Source organism: Bradyrhizobium sp. LA6.1, assembly GCF_040547805.1.
Lineage (GTDB): Bacteria > Pseudomonadota > Alphaproteobacteria > Rhizobiales > Xanthobacteraceae > Bradyrhizobium > Bradyrhizobium barranii.
This window is the reverse complement of the sequence record NZ_JBEPQK010000009.1, coordinates 154,382-169,241: the sequence shown is the minus strand read 5'-3', so window position 1 is coordinate 169,241 and position 14,860 is coordinate 154,382. Positions and strand designations below refer to the sequence as shown.

Here is a 14,860-nt window from a genome sequence, read left to right as displayed (position 1 = left end):
TGCTGCGCGCCGCACCTGCGACGCACGGGAAAATTCTTTGCCCACGGACATTGACTGCTACCAACGACAGCACGAGTGTAAAATACTACTTCTGCCCGACGTCACGGTTCGGAACAATCGCCGATGTGGACCAGTGGGCATAAAAAACCCCGCCGCTGGCGTTGTTGGAGCCAGTCGAAATCTCGTGACATCACGGGAATGGGTTTGGTCGAACCGCGGATGAAGCAGAGCGCCTGTCAAATATGTACCCCTATCGAGGATTTGCGTCCCTCACGGCCGGTCGACATGGTGGGGGGTCATTCAGATCACGAGCCCAAGGGGCAGCCGAATTGGCCGCCGGCTTGGACGTGGCCTGATCAGTGCTCAGACAAGCCGAAGTCAGCGATCCGAGAAGGACCACACACGCTGCTGATATCGTCGCCTGAAAACTCAAGCCCGACGCCCGCTCAAAAAATCGCGCCGACCTTGTGAGCCGGCTGGAGTTTGGACTGCAGATTGCGCCGGGTTACCGGCCGCGGACTCGTTGGCATGAAGAACCCACCAGCGGGAACCCGCGCTGCGAAAGCGCCACGGAGCGACTCACCACACGTCATCAGCCCCTCTCCCGACAGAAGCGATGCGCGAGCGCGATCGACAGCCGGCCATGGCCGCGGGTTCGCGCAAGCTTCTCGGCCGCGGCCTCATCGCCGGCGGCCTCGGCCAGCAGAGCCCGCGCGCCGGCGCAGAACGCCGGCAGATCCGCGCACTGGAAGCCAGCGCCCATGGCGACGTAACGCGCGCCGCCGAAACAGGCGTAGGGATCGGCGGCATGCGCCGGCGCGGCCGACAATGCGACCCCGGCGGCGGCCGCGATCATGAGCCGCTTCAACCGAGCACCAGAAACAGCAGCGCCACAGCGAATGGGCACGCGCACCACATTCCCAGCGCCACCGACGGCTTGCCGCTGATGCAGCTCGAGTCCTCGACGCCGGCTCGCCGGTCGAGACGTCCGTCGAGGCAGCCGATCGCAAGCCCGCTCGCCACAATGGCGAGCAGCATCAGTCCTTTCAGCATTTTGGAAACTCTCCTATTGCCGGCTGTTCCAGCGGCCGTCGGCGAACCGATTGATGCTCTTCAGGATCTCGCGAAGAAGCTCCACGGAGTCCTCGTTGTGCTTCACCATCTGGAAGCTGTTTTTTTCGAGATGGCCGAGCTGCTTGTAGGCCTCCCACTGCCACCGCTTCTCCTCGTCGGTGTGCTCGATGCGCACCGCGCGAGAGCCTTCGCCCTCGCCGCTGCGCTTCTGATCCTGCAATCCCTTGCGGATCGCCCAGAAGCCGAGGCCCGCGACGGCAAGCCCAATGAAGATGCCGAGGGCCAAAGGCGACGGACCCAGCGCGACAAGGAGCGCCTTAACGATTTCTTCCATTCGCCACCACCCGGTAAGCCACGTCGAGCTCGCCCAATACGAACATCGACCAGAAGGGCACTCCGGGCGACATGAACCCCTGGCTAAAGGACATCTGGATCAGCGCCAGGTCGAACTGCACCCACATCACCGCGCACGCCGCGGCCGTCACGGCGCGGATCATCGGCCCGACGCGACGCCCCCTCACCTAGTGACCGTTAAGCAGCAGCCCAACCAGGCGCGCCCAGCCGATCGCGAACAGGCACGATGCCGTGAACCAGGGCGTCATCACCAGCGTGACCCACTGGAAGGCCGAGGCCCGCAGGATCTGCGGCGAGACGAAAGCCGCTACCGCCAGCCACAACATGGCGATGGTGATGAGCCACTCGAAGCGGCGGCCTTCCAGGTAGTAGTTGAGCAGGCGCATGGCCCTCACCGCTTCAGGATGCGGGCAATCTTCTCGGCCGAGCGCCCGCCAAACCAGAGCGCCATCAGCCACCCGGCCCAAATCGACAGGTCGCCGGCGAGCGGGTCCGTGGTGCCGAGGCCAAGCACCTTGTCCCAGACGACGCATTTCGCGATGAAGATCGCGAACGACCAGCACGCGATCGCGCGCGGAGCCGCGGTCCACCACCGGCCCTCGTCAGCGATGTTCTGCTGCACCGCGAGTTCGCGCTCGCGGATCTCGACGTTGAGCTCGCGCGCGGCAAGATCGGCGGCGAGCTTCTCCGACGTGTTGCCGCCGGCGAGCTTGGCCTTGTAACCGTTGACAACGCCGTCGACCAGCGGGCCGGTCAGAGCCGTCTTGATGGCATCGCCGATCCACCCGCCCGGACCTGCGATCCAGGAGAAGATGCCCATCGGTCAGGCCTTCGCCGCCGGCTCGATCGCAACCACCATCGGCGCACCCTGCTCGTCCTTCTGCACGATCACTTGCGGCGGATTGTCGGTGACCTTGCGCAACCACTCGAAGATGACATTCACCGACACCAGCAGCACCGGCAACGCCCAGCCGGGCAGCTTTGCCGTCAGGGGCGTCCAATCCTGCCCGGCCAAGGAAACCAAGGCCGGCGCGTTGGTGATGTTGACGCCGACCGGCAAGGCTTACACCAAGCGTTACTTCAACGAGCATTGGCGCGAGGATTGCGACAAGGTCGACGCGATCAATGCTGACGCAATCGGCGCGAACACCGACTTCGTCAAGACCGGCAACCTAAATTTTCACGACAACCGCGGGACAGCCGCGACTCTGCTCGCCGAGGCCGGCGCAACGGCGCCGGAGATTGCGGAGGCGCTGACCTGGACGGTCGACAAGGCGCAAAAGGTGATCGACCTTTACCTTGCGCGCCGCGGCGTGTTGGCCGCTAAAGCGATCGCGAAGCTGGAGGACCACAGGGACCGAATGGCCGGCGGTACGCGGCCCTCCAAACCGGTGGACACCTAGATCGATCAGGAGGCAACGGAAGGTTGAAATGCTATATTGACCGCCTATCTCATCGATCGGACCAGATGGCTACAAGCACCGCACTGCAACAGTTGGCTGAACGATTTGCTGGCAGGGAGGGCTTGCGACGTCTTGCCGACCTACTCCGCCGGCAATCTATTGCCGACGGGAAGCCCGATCTCGCGGAGAAGCTGGCACTGGTCGCGGAGGTCAAAGGCTACATGGCCGATGAGATCATCATCGAGCAAAATCAAGTCGACACTGACGTCTTTTTCATCCTGTCCGGATCGGTGACGATCAGTCCCAATGGTCGAAGCGACACCGTGCGGAAGGCCGGTTCGCACGTCGGCGAGATGTCAGCGATCGATCCCGCTGCTCGGCGATCCAGCACCGTCAAAGCAAACGAGCTGACACTCGTCGCTAAAGTCTCCGAGTCCGATTTCTCCGCCATCGCCGATGCCTATCTGCCGTTTGGCGCGCATTGGCGAGAGAGCTTTCCGACCGGCTGCGTCAGAGAGTGGAAAAAGTCACCCAACGCACTATGATGCCGCGCATATTCGTCGCATCAACAAGCGAAAGTCTCGCTCTGGCGGAGACGCTCAAGGCAGCGCTTTTTGACATCTCCGACGACGTCAACATCTGGGCTGAAGGCATTTTCGTTCCAGGCCTCACTAACATTGAAGCGCTCGAGCTCGAGCTGCTTCGCGCAGATTTCGCGATCCTTTTGCTTTCGCCGGATGATGAAGTAACGAGCCGCGGCACCGTTTCCGCCGCTCCGCGCGATAACCTCATTTTGGAGCTGGGTCTCACTGGGCCGCAGGCGCGCACTTATGGTCCAACCAGCGAGGACAAAATTGAAGCTACCAACAGATCTGCTGGGCGTAGTGCCTATCAAGTATCACGACGACTCGTTTGAACGAGCGGCGCTTGAGATTGCCAAAGTCGTGGCTGAATCAGGCTGCAAACAGCCGGTGAACAATGGGGCTACGCTCTGATTTGGAAGCTGAGGTGAAGGAAACCTTCGCCGACTCGTGGGAAGAATCCAACGGACATGTAGTGCCGGACCCTGAGGATTTGTTGCTCTCGAACGAAGCCAGGCACTTCGAACGCGCGACCATTCTCTACGCTGACCTTACTGGATCAACCGACCTTGTACAAAATTACCCTTGGTCATTCGCGGGAGAAATCTACAAATCCTACCTAGCTTGCGCGGCGCGGATCGTCCGCAAGCGTGGGGGCGAAATCACATCGTACGATGGCGACAGGATCATGGCCGTATTCATCGGTGACAATCAAAGAACGGACGCTGCCAAGTGCGGCTTGCAGATAAACTGGGCGGTCAAAAATATCGTCAATCCCGCCATGAAGGCGCAGTACCCCAATAGTTCCTACACTGTAGGTCAGGTCGTCGGAATCGACACCAGCGAGGTGCGAAAGGCCCGAATAGGAGTGCGCGGAGGGAACGACCTAGTGTGGATCGGACGAGCAGCAAACCACGCGGCCAAGCTCACCGAATGTCGAAAAGACTACCCCACGTGGCTGACTGCGGAGGCTTACGCCCGTTTGAGCAATAGTTCGAAGTACGGCGGATCAGAAAACGAACTGATGTGGAAAGAATTCAATTGGACGACCATGGGAGATAGGAAGGCCTACGGCAGCAAATTGGGCGTGGACGGTCGAAGACTGAAGGGTGGTGGGTTAGTTTTGATTGTTGCGCCGATCGATTGCCGCTTGGCCGCCAGTTGACGGGCCTCGGTGGCGATACCGATGATGTGCTTGGCAGGCTGATTCGGGTCCCTAGGGCGTGGGGCCGATGCTCATTATGAGTCGAGATCAATCTCGTTAAACAGCTTCTCAACCTCGGCACTTACGGCCCTTGCCATATCATTGTGATCTTTAGACGCCGGGGCCGCTAACAGCGCTACACCGCGCGCTGTGCTGATCTCCTCATGGAGATCGAAAGCCCAAGCTTTCGCGTCATCTGACTGTTTTGCCATCTTTATGATCAGATGACGCAAAATCTCCTTTTGCGCGATCGTCTGAATCTGAAGATTGGTAACTATCTTGATTAGGCCTTCAACGATGTTCTGCGTCATCAGGGGAATATGCTCCTCGCGTCCCGACTATCAAGGGCGAAAATCGCGGCACAATCAAACCGACCCACCACCGATTGAAGATACGAACGTCACAAGAACAGAGTTGTAAACGGGCGGTCCGCTGTAAACCGACCGCCCCCAAGCGACATTGAAAGTGTTTGAAAAAATGGTCGGAGCGAGAGGATTTGAACCTCCGACCCCTAGTCTCCCAGACTAGTGCGCTAACCGGGCTGCGCCACGCTCCGAACGTCGTTCCATTAGCTAGGATCGCCGCTTTGCGCAAGGCGAGGTCGCAGCATTTTGGCGTCCGTGCCCACAGCCCCGGAACTGCCGGCAAAGCTCGCGAAAAGCGCCCTAGCCGTCCTTCAGCGCCTGATCCAGCATCTCCCGGCACGCGACGAGGTCAGCGAGCACCCGTCCGAGCCGCTCCCGGTCCAGCGCGCTGGGGCCGGCAGGTGCGGCGGGAGTGCCGCCCTTGCGGAAGGTGGTGAGGATATCCTCGTCGTCGACCTCCGTGAAGCGGAAGTCGATGCCTTCCTCCTCGTCGCCCTGGTAGTCGTCTTCATCGGCATCCGTGACGCCCTTGATGGGCGCCTCGTCGTCGTCGTCGGGCTCCATCAGACTGGCGCCGATGGCATCCTCGATGGCCCCGAACGAGACCGCGGCCGCGCCGTCGGCGAGGCCCTGCACCGACTTGACGCCGTGCTCCTTGAGGATCCGCTGCACCCCGCGGATGGTGTAACCCTCCCCGTAGAGCAGGCGGCGGATGCCCTTGAGCAGATCGACGTCGTCGGGGCGGTAGTAGCGGCGGCCGCCGCTGCGCTTCATCGGCTTGATCTGGGAGAATCGGGTCTCCCAGAACCGCAGCACGTGCTGCGGAATGTCGAGTTCCTGCGCTACTTCGCTGATGGTTCGGAACGCATCCGGCGCCTTGTCCAAATGCCTAATCCTTCGCGCAGGCGGTTACGCCTCGGGTTGAGCCTTGCTGGCGTCGCCATTGCCGCGATGCTGGGTGTTGATCCGCTGCTTCAGGATCGCCGACGGCTTGAACACCATTACGCGGCGCGGCGAGATCGGCACCTCGGTGCCGGTCTTCGGATTACGGCCGATACGCTGACCCTTCTTGCGGACCATGAAGGAGCCGAAAGAGGACAATTTCACCGTCTCGCCCTTCTCCAAGCAGTCGGTGATCTCCTTCAGGACGAGTTCCACGAAGGCGGACGATTCCGTGCGCGACAGGCCCACCTTCTGGTAGACGGCCTCGCAGAGATCAACACGCGTTACGGTTTTGCTTTGGTCGGTCATCGCCCTGCCCCACATCACGGCGAACAATTGTTGTCTGAAATTATGAGGTTACGATACGCCGGTCAACAGCGCTCATCAATGCAGGCGCATCGATAATCGCGGCTAATTCCGGCAAAATTTTATCGAATGTGGCGCTACCAGCGCACCAGCGCGGAGCCCCAGGTGAACCCGCCGCCCATCGCCTCCAGCAGAACCATGTCGCCGCGCTTGATGCGGCCGTCCTTGCGCGCCACCGACAGCGCCAGCGGGATCGAGGCCGCCGAGGTGTTGCCGTGGCGGTCCACCGTCAGCACCACCTTCTCCGGCGCGATGTGGAGCTTGTGGGCGGAGGCGTCGATGATTCGCTTGTTGGCCTGGTGCGGCACGAACCAGTCGATGCTGTCGGCATTGAGCCCGGTAGTCTGGAAGGCGTCGACGATCACGTCGGTGATCATGCCGACCGCGTGCTTGAAGACCTCGCGGCCCTCCATGCGCAGATGGCCGACGGTCTGGGTCGAGGACGGACCGCCGTCGACGAACAGCTTTGCCTTGTGGCGGCCGTCGGAGCGCAGGTGAGTGGTCACGATTCCGCGGTCGGTCGCGGCATTGCCCGGCTGCTCCTGTGCCTCCAGCACCACCGCGCCGGCACCGTCGCCGAACAGCACGCAGGTGCCGCGATCGTTCCAGTCGAGGATGCGCGAGAAGGTCTCGGCGCCGATCACCAGCGCGCGCTTGAAGGCGCCGGTGCGCAGGAAATTGTCGGCGGTGGCGAGCGCGAACACGAAGCCCGAGCATACCGCCTGGAGATCGAACGCCGCGCCATGGTTGATGCCGAGCGCGTGCTGCACCGCGACCGCGGTGGCGGGGAAGGTGTTGTCAGGCGTCGAGGTCGCCAGCACGATCAGCTCGATCGACTGCGCGTCCACGCCGGCGTCGCTCAGCGCAGCCTGCGCCGCCTTGATCGCCAGATGCGAGGTGAACTCGCCCTCGGCCGCGATATGCCGCTCGCGAATGCCGGTGCGCTGCACGATCCATTCGTCGGACGTGTCGATGCGCGCCGCCAGCTGGGCGTTGGTCACCACCTGCTCCGGCAAATAAGAGCCGCAGCCCAGCACGACCGAACGAATTTGAGTCACGAAACATCCTCCGGCGCGGTCTGCACGGAACTAAGTGCACCACCCTCGCGGTTGAGCATCTGATTGATCTTGTTCAGGAGATCGTAGTGAGCCATCTCATAGCCAACATCGATCGCATAGGCAAAGCCTTCGGAGCTGATTCCACCATGGCTCTTGACCACGATCCCGTTCAATCCAAGGAACACGCCACCGTTGGACTTGTTCGGGTCCATCTTGTCCCGCAGGGCCTTGAAGGCGCTGCGCGCCAAGAGGTAGCCGAGCTTGGACAGCCAGCTCCGCTGCATCTCGTTGCGGAGTAATTCCGCCATCTGCCGTGCGGTTCCCTCGGCGGCCTTGAGCGCGATATTGCCGCTGAAGCCTTCGGTGACGATGACGTCGGCCAGCCCTTTGCCGATACCATCCCCCTCGACGAAGCCGAGATAATCGAGCTCCGGCAGGTTCACCGCACGCAGCCTGTCCCCGGCCTCGCGGATCTCCTCGTGCCCCTTGATCTCCTCGGTCCCGATATTGAGCAGGCCGACCGTGGGCCGGGGCTTGTCGAACAGGACGCTCGCCATCGCGGCGCCCATGACGGCGAGCGACACCAGATGGTGTGCGTCGCCACCGATGGCGGCACCGAGGTCGAGCACGACCGATTCGCCGCGCTTGGTCGGCCATACCCCGGCAATCGCCGGGCGGTCGATGCCCGGCAGCGTGCGCAGGTGGAAGCGCGACATCGCCATCAGCGCGCCGGTATTCCCGGCGGAGATCACGACATCCGCCTCGCCCTTCTTCACCGCGTCGATGGCGAGCCACATCGAGGAGGTCTTGCGGCCGCGCCGCAGCGCCTGGCTCGGCTTATCGTGCATGGCGACGGCGACGTCGGTATGGATGATCTTCGAAGCGGCCTTGAGGGCGGGATGCTTCTCGAGCTCGGGCTCGATCTTGGCGCGGTCCCCGACCAGCAGGAATTCGATCTCGCGATGCCTGTGAAGCGAGATGGCGGCGCCTGGAATGACCACGGCGGCGCCGACGTCGCCCCCCATGGCGTCAAGCGCGATGCGAACCTTGCTTGGCATAAAAGTCCTGGAAACCTGGTCTGGTGCGGTCTTGAACGAGCGGTGCCGCAAAATGGGTCCGCCATGGACATGGCGACCGGTCAGGCGCCACGCGGCGCCCGGACCGGGGCGCGACAATAGCGTTTTGTTATCCCGAAACAACCTCTTGCCCCCAGCCTTTTGCATTCGGGGCGACCCGCGGGCGGCGGCGAAAATTCAGAATAAGCGCATTGAAATCAAACAGATATAAGCTCCTTTCAAAGCATCCGGACAGGCGGCTCACGCGCCCCGCAAAGCGATCCTCACAGGGAATGCCCAGCTATTTGCCCTTCTTCTTGTCCTGGAGCGCCTTCAGCGCCGCGAACGGATGGTCCTCAGGGTCCAGCGCGGTGACCTCGGCCTCGAACTTGACGCCCGGCTTGCGCGGATAGGGATCGACCGCCAGGAACAGGGCATCGGTGGCAATCCGGCCGAGATCGATGATGCCGTTCACGATTGCCTCCGGCGGATCGATCACCTCCGGCGGCTCCGCATCGTCCTGCCCCTCCTCGATCAGGTCGGCCATCTTCCGAACCTCGGCTTCCGGGGCAAACACCAGGTCGACGTCTTCCTCGATCTCGCTCTCGATCGGATCGAGGGTGACGACGCAGGTCTGGCCGATCCGGGCGCGGACGTGCCCCGTAACCTGGATCCGGCCGCCGCTCTTGGGGACGACCTCGAAAGCAGCCTGGGCGGAGAGCACCTCCCGCAAGCCGCCGACCTCGGCGATGGCCTGCAGCTCGGCGACAGAAGCCTCGAGCTTGCGGTGCAGGCCGGTGTCGGGGATCTGCGCGACGATGACGGGGGACCGCCAGGGATCGGGTCGGGATTCGGCGTTCGGTCGGCTCATCGCGTGATGTCCTCAGTGAGCGCTGGGGGATACTTGAAGGATGCGCACAGCAGCGTGGCCTCGTCTGTCCGGCTGAGATCGGCCTCGGCGGCCCGGGCGTAGGCCGCGAGCCGCCGGGCCTGGTCCATGCCGGTCCCATTCAGGATATTCTTGCAGATGGCAGCTGCCAGCGCCTCGCCGCCGCCTTCGATGGCCTGGTCATAGGCCTGGACGCGGCCGTAAAACGCCTCGCCAAAGGCCCGCATCCGCTTCGGCACGGTCTGGTCGCCGATCCCCATCTCGCGCAGATTGTCGTCCATGTCCTCGCAGAAACGGTCGAACAGCGCCTGCGACAGCTCCGTGGCGCCTTGGCCCTGGTTGGCGCCTTGGTTGACGCTCTGGACCGTGCGCAGGCGTCGCAGCAGCAGCCAGAGATGCAGCAGCAACAGGTCGAAACGCCCATTAACCGTATCGGGCACGCCCAAGTCGCGGTAAAATATGGGTTCTCGCGCCTGCGTCACGATCATGCCATAGATGGCTTCAATGGTGCCGCGCGGGGCTTGCCGGGGTTTCCTGAAGTGATTGAACGGCCAAACCATTGTGGGTTCCGCAAGCGGGCGTGCGCGTGTTGCAATTGCAGTCTCCGCCCGGTACTTCAGCGCCTCGCGCGACGCAAGGGGACGGAATCAGTTCCACGATGACGATAACGAACCAGACCAGCCTGCGCGCCAACAAGCCGCGCGGCCTTCATGCACGCTGGCGCGGTTTGCGCATGCTCGCGGCCGTCGCCCTGGTCGGCGCCGCCCTTGCCGGCTGCACCGGCGAGCAGTTCCAGAAGGGTTACATCCTGCCGCCCGGCGCGCTGGAGCAGATTCCGATCGGCGCGAGCCAGGACCAGGTGCTGATCGTGATGGGCACCCCCTCCACGGTCGCAACCCTCGACGGCGAGGTGTTTTACTACATCTCGCAGCGCTCGGAGCGGATGGTCGCCTTCATGAACCAGAAGGTGGTCGACCAGCGCGTCATCGCGGTCTATTTCGACAAGAATCGGCGCGTGCGCCGGCTGGCGAATTACGGCCTTCAGGACGGCAAGATCTTCGACTTCATCAGCCGGACCACGGCGACGTCGGGTCAGGAGATGAACTACCTCACGCCGCTGTTCAAGCTGCTCAGCTTTAACTGAGTCTTCAGCCTGCGGCGTCGTGCCGCCCTCCGCGCGGCACTTGCCGTCGCGTGCGGCTTGCCGTTGCGCGCCCGGTTCCATACGCTCCCTGCAAAACAAGAAGCAGGGAGTGGATTCGTGCCCAAGACTTTGTTGTCCCGCCGTCGCGTGCTCGCCGGTGCTGCCGGCCTCTCGGCCGCAGCGATCCTGCCGCGATCGAGCCTGGCGGACTGGAAGCCCACCGAAAACGTCCGCATCATCGTGCCGGCTGCGGCCGGCGGCTCGACCGACGTCATGGGCCGGCTGCTGGCCGCGCATCTGCAGACCGCTTGGGGCCAGTCGGCGGTCGTGGAGAACCGCTCAGGCGGCGGCGGTACGATCGGCACGGCCGAGGCCGTCCGCGCCAAGCCTGACGGCCACACCATCCTGATCGGCAACCCCGGGCCGAACGCGATCGCCTACAGCATCTTCAAGAACCTCACCTACAAGCCGGACCAGCTCCAGCCGGTCTCCAACATGATCCGGATCCCGAACATCGTCTCGGCGCATCCGAAGACCGGCATCAAGTCGGTCGCCGAGCTGATCGCATATCTGAAGACCAACCCGGACAAGCTCAGCTACGCCTCGTCCGGCGTCGGACAGAGCCCTCACCTCACCGGCGCCTGGTTCCTCCAGCTCACCGGACTGAAGATGACGCACATCCCGTTCCGCGGCGCGGGCCCCGCGCTCCAGGCCGCGCTGGCCGGCGACATCCAGATCCTGTTCGACAATCTCTATCCGAGCCTGCCGCAGGTGCAGAACGGCACCCTCACCGGCCTCTGCGTCACCACGACCGACCGCAGCGACCTCGCGCCGAACCTGCCGACCATGCGCGAGAGCGCGCCGGAGCTGGCCAATTTCGACGTGTCGTCGTGGTTCTCGGTGTTCCTGCCGAAGGGTGTGCAGCCCGCCGTGCTGGAAGCGCTCAATCTTCAGGTCAAGGCGATGCTGGAGCGCGACGACATCAAGAAGAACATCTCCGCCATGGGCGCCCGCGCCGACTACGGCACGCCGCAGCAGTTCGCCGACTTCGTGGACGCCGAGACGAAGAAGTTCGCCGGCATCATCCAGAAGGAAGGCCTGCAGATGGACGTGCAGTAGGCGTTCACACGAGCCGTTGGCGCGGGGGGATAACGGCCGCACCTACTGCTGTCATTCCCCGCGAAGGCGGGGAATCCAGTACGCCGCGGCTTCTCCGCATTACGCCGCTGTCTCTGGAATACTGGATCGCCCGCCTTCGCGGGCGATGACAGCGAGGGTGAGGCCGCTATCGGAATGACGCGTTGAGAGGCTCCGGCCCACCAAAACAAAAACCCCGCGGCTCGCGCCGCGGGGTTTTGTCTTGTGTCGTTGCGCCGCTCAGTGCGCGAGGATCGCCAGCAGCAGCAAGGCCACGATGTTGGTGATCTTGATCATCGGGTTCACCGCGGGGCCGGCCGTGTCCTTGTAGGGATCGCCGACGGTGTCGCCGGTCACTGCGGACTTGTGGGCATCAGAGCCCTTGCCGCCGAAGTGACCGTCCTCGATGTACTTCTTGGCGTTGTCCCAGGCGCCGCCGCCCGAGGTCATGGAGATCGCGACGAACAGGCCCGTCACGATCACGCCGAGCAACATCGCGCCCACCGCGGAGAACGCAGCCGACTTGCCGGCCGGGCCGCCACCCGCGATCGCATAGATCACGAAGTAGACGAAGATCGGCGACAGCACCGGCAGCAGCGAGGGGATGATCATCTCCTTGATCGCCGCCTTGGTCAGCAGGTCGACCGCCTTGCCGTAATCCGGCTTGTCGGTGCCCTGCATGATGCCCGGCTTTTCGCGGAACTGCCGGCGCACCTCCTCGACGATCGCGCTTGCCGCGCGACCGACCGCAGTCATGCCCATCGCGCCGAACAGATATGGCAAGAGGCCGCCGAACAGCAGGCCCACAACCACGTAGGGGTTGTTGAGCGAGAAGTCCGGATTGACGCCGGCGAAGTACGGATGGTGCGCGGAGTCCGCAACGAAGAACTTGAGGTCCTGGTTGTAGGCCGCGAACAGCACGAGGGCACCGAGACCGGCGGAACCGATCGCGTAGCCCTTCGTCACCGCCTTGGTGGTGTTGCCGACCGCATCGAGCGCGTCGGTCGACTTGCGCACCTCCTTCGGCAGGCCCGCCATCTCGGCGATGCCGCCGGCGTTGTCGGTGACCGGGCCGAAGGCGTCGAGGGCGACGACCATGCCGGCCAGCGCCAGCATGGTGGCCGTCGCGATCGCGATGCCGAACAGGCCCGCCAGGCTGTAGGTGACCAGGATGCCGGCGATGATGACGATCGCGGGCAGCGCGGTCGCTTCCATCGAGACGGCGAGACCCTGGATCACGTTGGTGCCGTGACCGGTCACCGACGCCTGGGCGATCGACTTCACCGGCCGATAGTCGGTGCCGGTGTAGTATTCGGTGATCCAGATGATCAGCGCGGTGACGACGAGGCCGACGATGCCGCATTGGAACAGCGACATGCCGGTGTAGTCGACGCCGTCGAGCTTGCCGAAGCCGATCAGATAGTAGATCACGCCGGCGATGCCGATCAGCGACAGGATGCCGGTTGCGATCAGGCCCTTGTAGAGCGCGCCCATGATCGACTGGCTCGGCCCGAGCTTCACGAAGAAGGTGCCGATGATCGAGGTGATGATGCAGATGCCGCCGATGGCGAGCGGCAGCGTCATCATGTTCATGAGGATCGGCGTCTTGGCGAAGAAGATCGCCGCGAGCACCATGGTGGCGACCGCAGTCACCGCATAGGTCTCGAACAGGTCGGCAGCCATGCCGGCGCAGTCGCCCACGTTGTCACCGACATTGTCGGCAATGGTGGCCGGGTTGCGCGGATCGTCCTCGGGGATGCCGGCCTCGACCTTGCCGACGAGGTCGCCGCCGACGTCCGCACCCTTGGTGAAGATGCCGCCGCCGAGACGGGCGAAGATCGAGATCAGCGAGGCACCGAAGCCGAGCGCCACCAGGGCGTCGACCACGAGACGGCTATCGGGCGCGAGTTTCAGCGAGTGCACCAGGAAGCCGAAATAGAGGGTCACGCCGAGCAGCGCGAGACCCGCCACCAGCATGCCCGTGATGGCGCCTGCCTTGAAGGCGAGCTCGAGGCCGCCGGCAAGCGACGTGGTCGCTGCCTGGGCGGTGCGCACATTGGCGCGAACCGAGACGTTCATGCCGATGAAGCCGGCCGCCCCCGACAGGACGGCGCCGATCAAGAAGCCGATGCCGACGTAGAGACCAAGGAAATAGACAAGCAGGACGAAGATGACGACGCCGACAATACCGATCGTCGTATACTGGCGCCGCAGATACGCCTGTGCGCCTTCAGCGACTGCGCCTGCAATTTCCTGCATGCGCGGTGACCCCGCATCCGCACTCAACACCGAAGACGTCGCCCAGATCGCGTAGACGATGGAAAGCACTCCGCAGAGCACTATCAACCATAATGCTGTCATGTGATTTTTGCCTCAGATCCTTGATGTACGTACCCCCGGCGCCTTTTGTTTTTCCGTCATGCGGTGGGCGCCCTTATTTGAACAGGGCCGCCCCTTGCACGAAGGTGTGGCCCTGGTCGGTCACAAGCTTGCCAAAATCAAATTGAGGGTGCAACGCCGGATGAGGCCGAAAAAGCCGATCTCGGCAAGTATTTAGACCTAATCCCGAGCGCTTGGCCGCCGGCCTGGCGCAGCACCGGGAGGCGACCTCAGAACCGGGCGAGGCTTGGCCTGGGCCACGCCTAGGCCATCGCCCTCACGGGATGGCGAGAGGCTGACGCCATTTCCAGGGTCTGCCCGTCGGCTGTTGTACGCCGGTTGAAGATCTTGACCTCGTAGACGCCGCCATTCGGGCCGACCTCGTGCGTCACCGAAACGACCTGCTCGCGTGTGAGGCTGCCGAGCTGCACATCCTGGTCGGGCAGGATGAGCGTCGCCAGCTCATTGACGAACACTACCACGAGATGGCCTTTCGGCATGTTGCTCTTCGACAACAAGCGCAACTGGCCGTGATAAGGCTGCCGCGTCCAGGCCGATGGCAGGCCGGGATCGACCACGACCTGGATGTTGTTGGTCTCGGGGTGCAAAGTGAGCACCATCTTCGACTGATCGGGCTTCCATTGCATGGACATCGTCGGCTCGGTTTTCCAGAGACAATTGAACGCCGCGCACTCGCTCGGCAGTTTGTCGTGGATCGTGCAGCCTCGGCCGGGCTTGCAATGCGAGCACCACTTGCCGGCGGCCTTGCCGAGCTCGACCACGTTGTAAACCTTGCAGCAGAGCGTGCAGCTTCCGCACTCCTTCCCGGAAACAGTCCGCGCCTCGCTTAAACTCGAAACGGCCGCCGTCATCGAATCATGTCCATTGGCTGCTTTGGTAGCTATGGCG

The 14,860-nt window shown here is 63.2% G+C and carries 22 protein-coding genes and 1 tRNA gene; 6 read left to right on the top strand and 17 right to left on the bottom strand.

The features are described from left to right. Positions 1-592: 592 nt before the first annotated feature. The 7 genes from ABIB99_RS23215 to ABIB99_RS23185 are packed head-to-tail and all read right to left on the bottom strand — an operon-like array spanning position 593 to position 2,488. Entirely contained in the window at positions 593-868 is a 276-nt protein-coding gene (locus tag ABIB99_RS23215; RefSeq protein ID WP_354177657.1) for a hypothetical protein, read from the bottom strand. Then, positions 865-1,053, bottom strand: a complete 189-nt coding sequence (locus tag ABIB99_RS23210) for a hypothetical protein (protein WP_354177656.1) — start codon at positions 1,051-1,053, stop codon at positions 865-867. Before ABIB99_RS23210 ends, ABIB99_RS23215 begins: the two co-directional genes overlap by 4 nt. 13 nt (positions 1,054-1,066) lie before the next feature. After that, on the bottom strand, positions 1,067-1,408 hold the full coding sequence (locus tag ABIB99_RS23205) for a hypothetical protein (protein ID WP_354177655.1): 342 nt from the start codon (positions 1,406-1,408) through the stop codon (positions 1,067-1,069). Beyond that, the gene (locus tag ABIB99_RS23200; protein WP_354177654.1) at positions 1,392-1,571 is read right to left on the bottom strand and encodes a hypothetical protein; all 180 of its coding nucleotides are present in this window, start codon (positions 1,569-1,571) and stop codon (positions 1,392-1,394) included. Before ABIB99_RS23200 ends, ABIB99_RS23205 begins: the two co-directional genes overlap by 17 nt. Positions 1,572-1,595: 24 nt before the next feature. After that, on the bottom strand, positions 1,596-1,814 hold the full coding sequence (locus ABIB99_RS23195; protein WP_354177653.1) for a hypothetical protein: 219 nt from the start codon (positions 1,812-1,814) through the stop codon (positions 1,596-1,598). A 5-nt stretch (positions 1,815-1,819) separates the two neighbouring features. After that, positions 1,820-2,248, bottom strand: a complete 429-nt coding sequence (locus tag ABIB99_RS23190) for a hypothetical protein (protein WP_354177652.1) — start codon at positions 2,246-2,248, stop codon at positions 1,820-1,822. A 3-nt stretch (positions 2,249-2,251) separates the two neighbouring features. Further along, positions 2,252-2,488, bottom strand: a complete 237-nt coding sequence (locus ABIB99_RS23185; RefSeq protein ID WP_354177651.1) for a hypothetical protein — start codon at positions 2,486-2,488, stop codon at positions 2,252-2,254. Here ABIB99_RS23185 and ABIB99_RS23180 point away from each other — a divergent pair. The 4 genes from ABIB99_RS23180 to ABIB99_RS23165 all read left to right on the top strand — a co-directional run bounded on the left by ABIB99_RS23180 (position 2,472) and on the right by ABIB99_RS23165 (position 4,577). After that, positions 2,472-2,831 (top strand): site-specific integrase, encoded by a 360-nt coding sequence (locus tag ABIB99_RS23180; RefSeq protein WP_354177650.1) that lies wholly within the window; start codon positions 2,472-2,474, stop codon positions 2,829-2,831. The genes ABIB99_RS23185 and ABIB99_RS23180 overlap by 17 nt on opposite strands. A gap of 65 nt (positions 2,832-2,896) precedes the next feature. Further along, on the top strand, positions 2,897-3,376 hold the full coding sequence (locus ABIB99_RS23175) for a cyclic nucleotide-binding domain-containing protein (RefSeq protein ID WP_354177649.1): 480 nt from the start codon (positions 2,897-2,899) through the stop codon (positions 3,374-3,376). Then, positions 3,349-3,747: a TIR domain-containing protein gene (locus ABIB99_RS23170; protein WP_354177648.1), complete on the top strand. Its 399-nt coding sequence runs from the start codon at positions 3,349-3,351 to the stop codon at positions 3,745-3,747. The genes ABIB99_RS23175 and ABIB99_RS23170 overlap by 28 nt, the downstream gene beginning before the upstream one ends. A gap of 92 nt (positions 3,748-3,839) precedes the next feature. Continuing rightward, positions 3,840-4,577: an adenylate/guanylate cyclase domain-containing protein gene (locus ABIB99_RS23165; RefSeq protein WP_354177647.1), complete on the top strand. Its 738-nt coding sequence runs from the start codon at positions 3,840-3,842 to the stop codon at positions 4,575-4,577. A gap of 74 nt (positions 4,578-4,651) precedes the next feature. On the opposite strand, the gene ABIB99_RS23160 is transcribed toward ABIB99_RS23165, so the two are convergent. From ABIB99_RS23160 to ABIB99_RS23125, 8 genes are all read right to left on the bottom strand, one after another. After that, positions 4,652-4,927 (bottom strand): hypothetical protein, encoded by a 276-nt coding sequence (locus ABIB99_RS23160; RefSeq protein WP_354177646.1) that lies wholly within the window; start codon positions 4,925-4,927, stop codon positions 4,652-4,654. Between the two features lie 167 nt (positions 4,928-5,094). Further along, positions 5,095-5,172: transfer RNA gene (locus ABIB99_RS23155), tRNA-Pro, on the bottom strand. 109 nt (positions 5,173-5,281) lie between these two features. Then, on the bottom strand, positions 5,282-5,866 hold the full coding sequence (locus tag ABIB99_RS23150; RefSeq protein WP_282525136.1) for a MerR family transcriptional regulator: 585 nt from the start codon (positions 5,864-5,866) through the stop codon (positions 5,282-5,284). Between the two features lie 24 nt (positions 5,867-5,890). Beyond that, complete coding sequence (locus ABIB99_RS23145; protein WP_028152484.1) at positions 5,891-6,232, bottom strand: integration host factor subunit alpha; 342 nt, start codon at positions 6,230-6,232, stop codon at positions 5,891-5,893. Positions 6,233-6,366: 134 nt separating this feature from the next. Beyond that, on the bottom strand, positions 6,367-7,347 hold the full coding sequence (locus ABIB99_RS23140; RefSeq protein WP_014494784.1) for a beta-ketoacyl-ACP synthase III: 981 nt from the start codon (positions 7,345-7,347) through the stop codon (positions 6,367-6,369). Then, positions 7,344-8,405, bottom strand: a complete 1,062-nt coding sequence (plsX, locus tag ABIB99_RS23135; protein ID WP_354177644.1) for a phosphate acyltransferase PlsX — start codon at positions 8,403-8,405, stop codon at positions 7,344-7,346. The genes ABIB99_RS23140 and plsX overlap by 4 nt, the downstream gene beginning before the upstream one ends. Before the next feature lie 298 nt (positions 8,406-8,703). Continuing rightward, entirely contained in the window at positions 8,704-9,273 is a 570-nt protein-coding gene (locus ABIB99_RS23130) for a YceD family protein (protein ID WP_135215689.1), read from the bottom strand. Then, positions 9,270-9,851, bottom strand: a complete 582-nt coding sequence (locus tag ABIB99_RS23125; protein ID WP_354177643.1) for a ubiquinol-cytochrome C chaperone family protein — start codon at positions 9,849-9,851, stop codon at positions 9,270-9,272. Before ABIB99_RS23125 ends, ABIB99_RS23130 begins: the two co-directional genes overlap by 4 nt. Before the next feature lie 98 nt (positions 9,852-9,949). On the opposite strand from ABIB99_RS23125, the gene ABIB99_RS23120 reads away from it, so the two are divergent. Together ABIB99_RS23120 and ABIB99_RS23115 are read left to right on the top strand one after the other, a co-directional pair. Beyond that, entirely contained in the window at positions 9,950-10,435 is a 486-nt protein-coding gene (locus ABIB99_RS23120; protein ID WP_028152489.1) for an outer membrane protein assembly factor BamE, read from the top strand. A 117-nt stretch (positions 10,436-10,552) separates the two neighbouring features. Beyond that, entirely contained in the window at positions 10,553-11,554 is a 1,002-nt protein-coding gene (locus ABIB99_RS23115) for a Bug family tripartite tricarboxylate transporter substrate binding protein (protein WP_071913233.1), read from the top strand. Positions 11,555-11,812: 258 nt separating this feature from the next. On the opposite strand, the gene ABIB99_RS23110 is transcribed toward ABIB99_RS23115, so the two are convergent. Next, on the bottom strand, positions 11,813-13,933 hold the full coding sequence (locus ABIB99_RS23110) for a sodium-translocating pyrophosphatase (RefSeq protein WP_071913231.1): 2,121 nt from the start codon (positions 13,931-13,933) through the stop codon (positions 11,813-11,815). Positions 13,934-14,214: 281 nt separating this feature from the next. After that, the gene (locus ABIB99_RS23105) at positions 14,215-14,823 is read right to left on the bottom strand and encodes a hypothetical protein (protein ID WP_166097064.1); all 609 of its coding nucleotides are present in this window, start codon (positions 14,821-14,823) and stop codon (positions 14,215-14,217) included. Between the last annotated feature and the right edge of the window lie 37 nt (positions 14,824-14,860).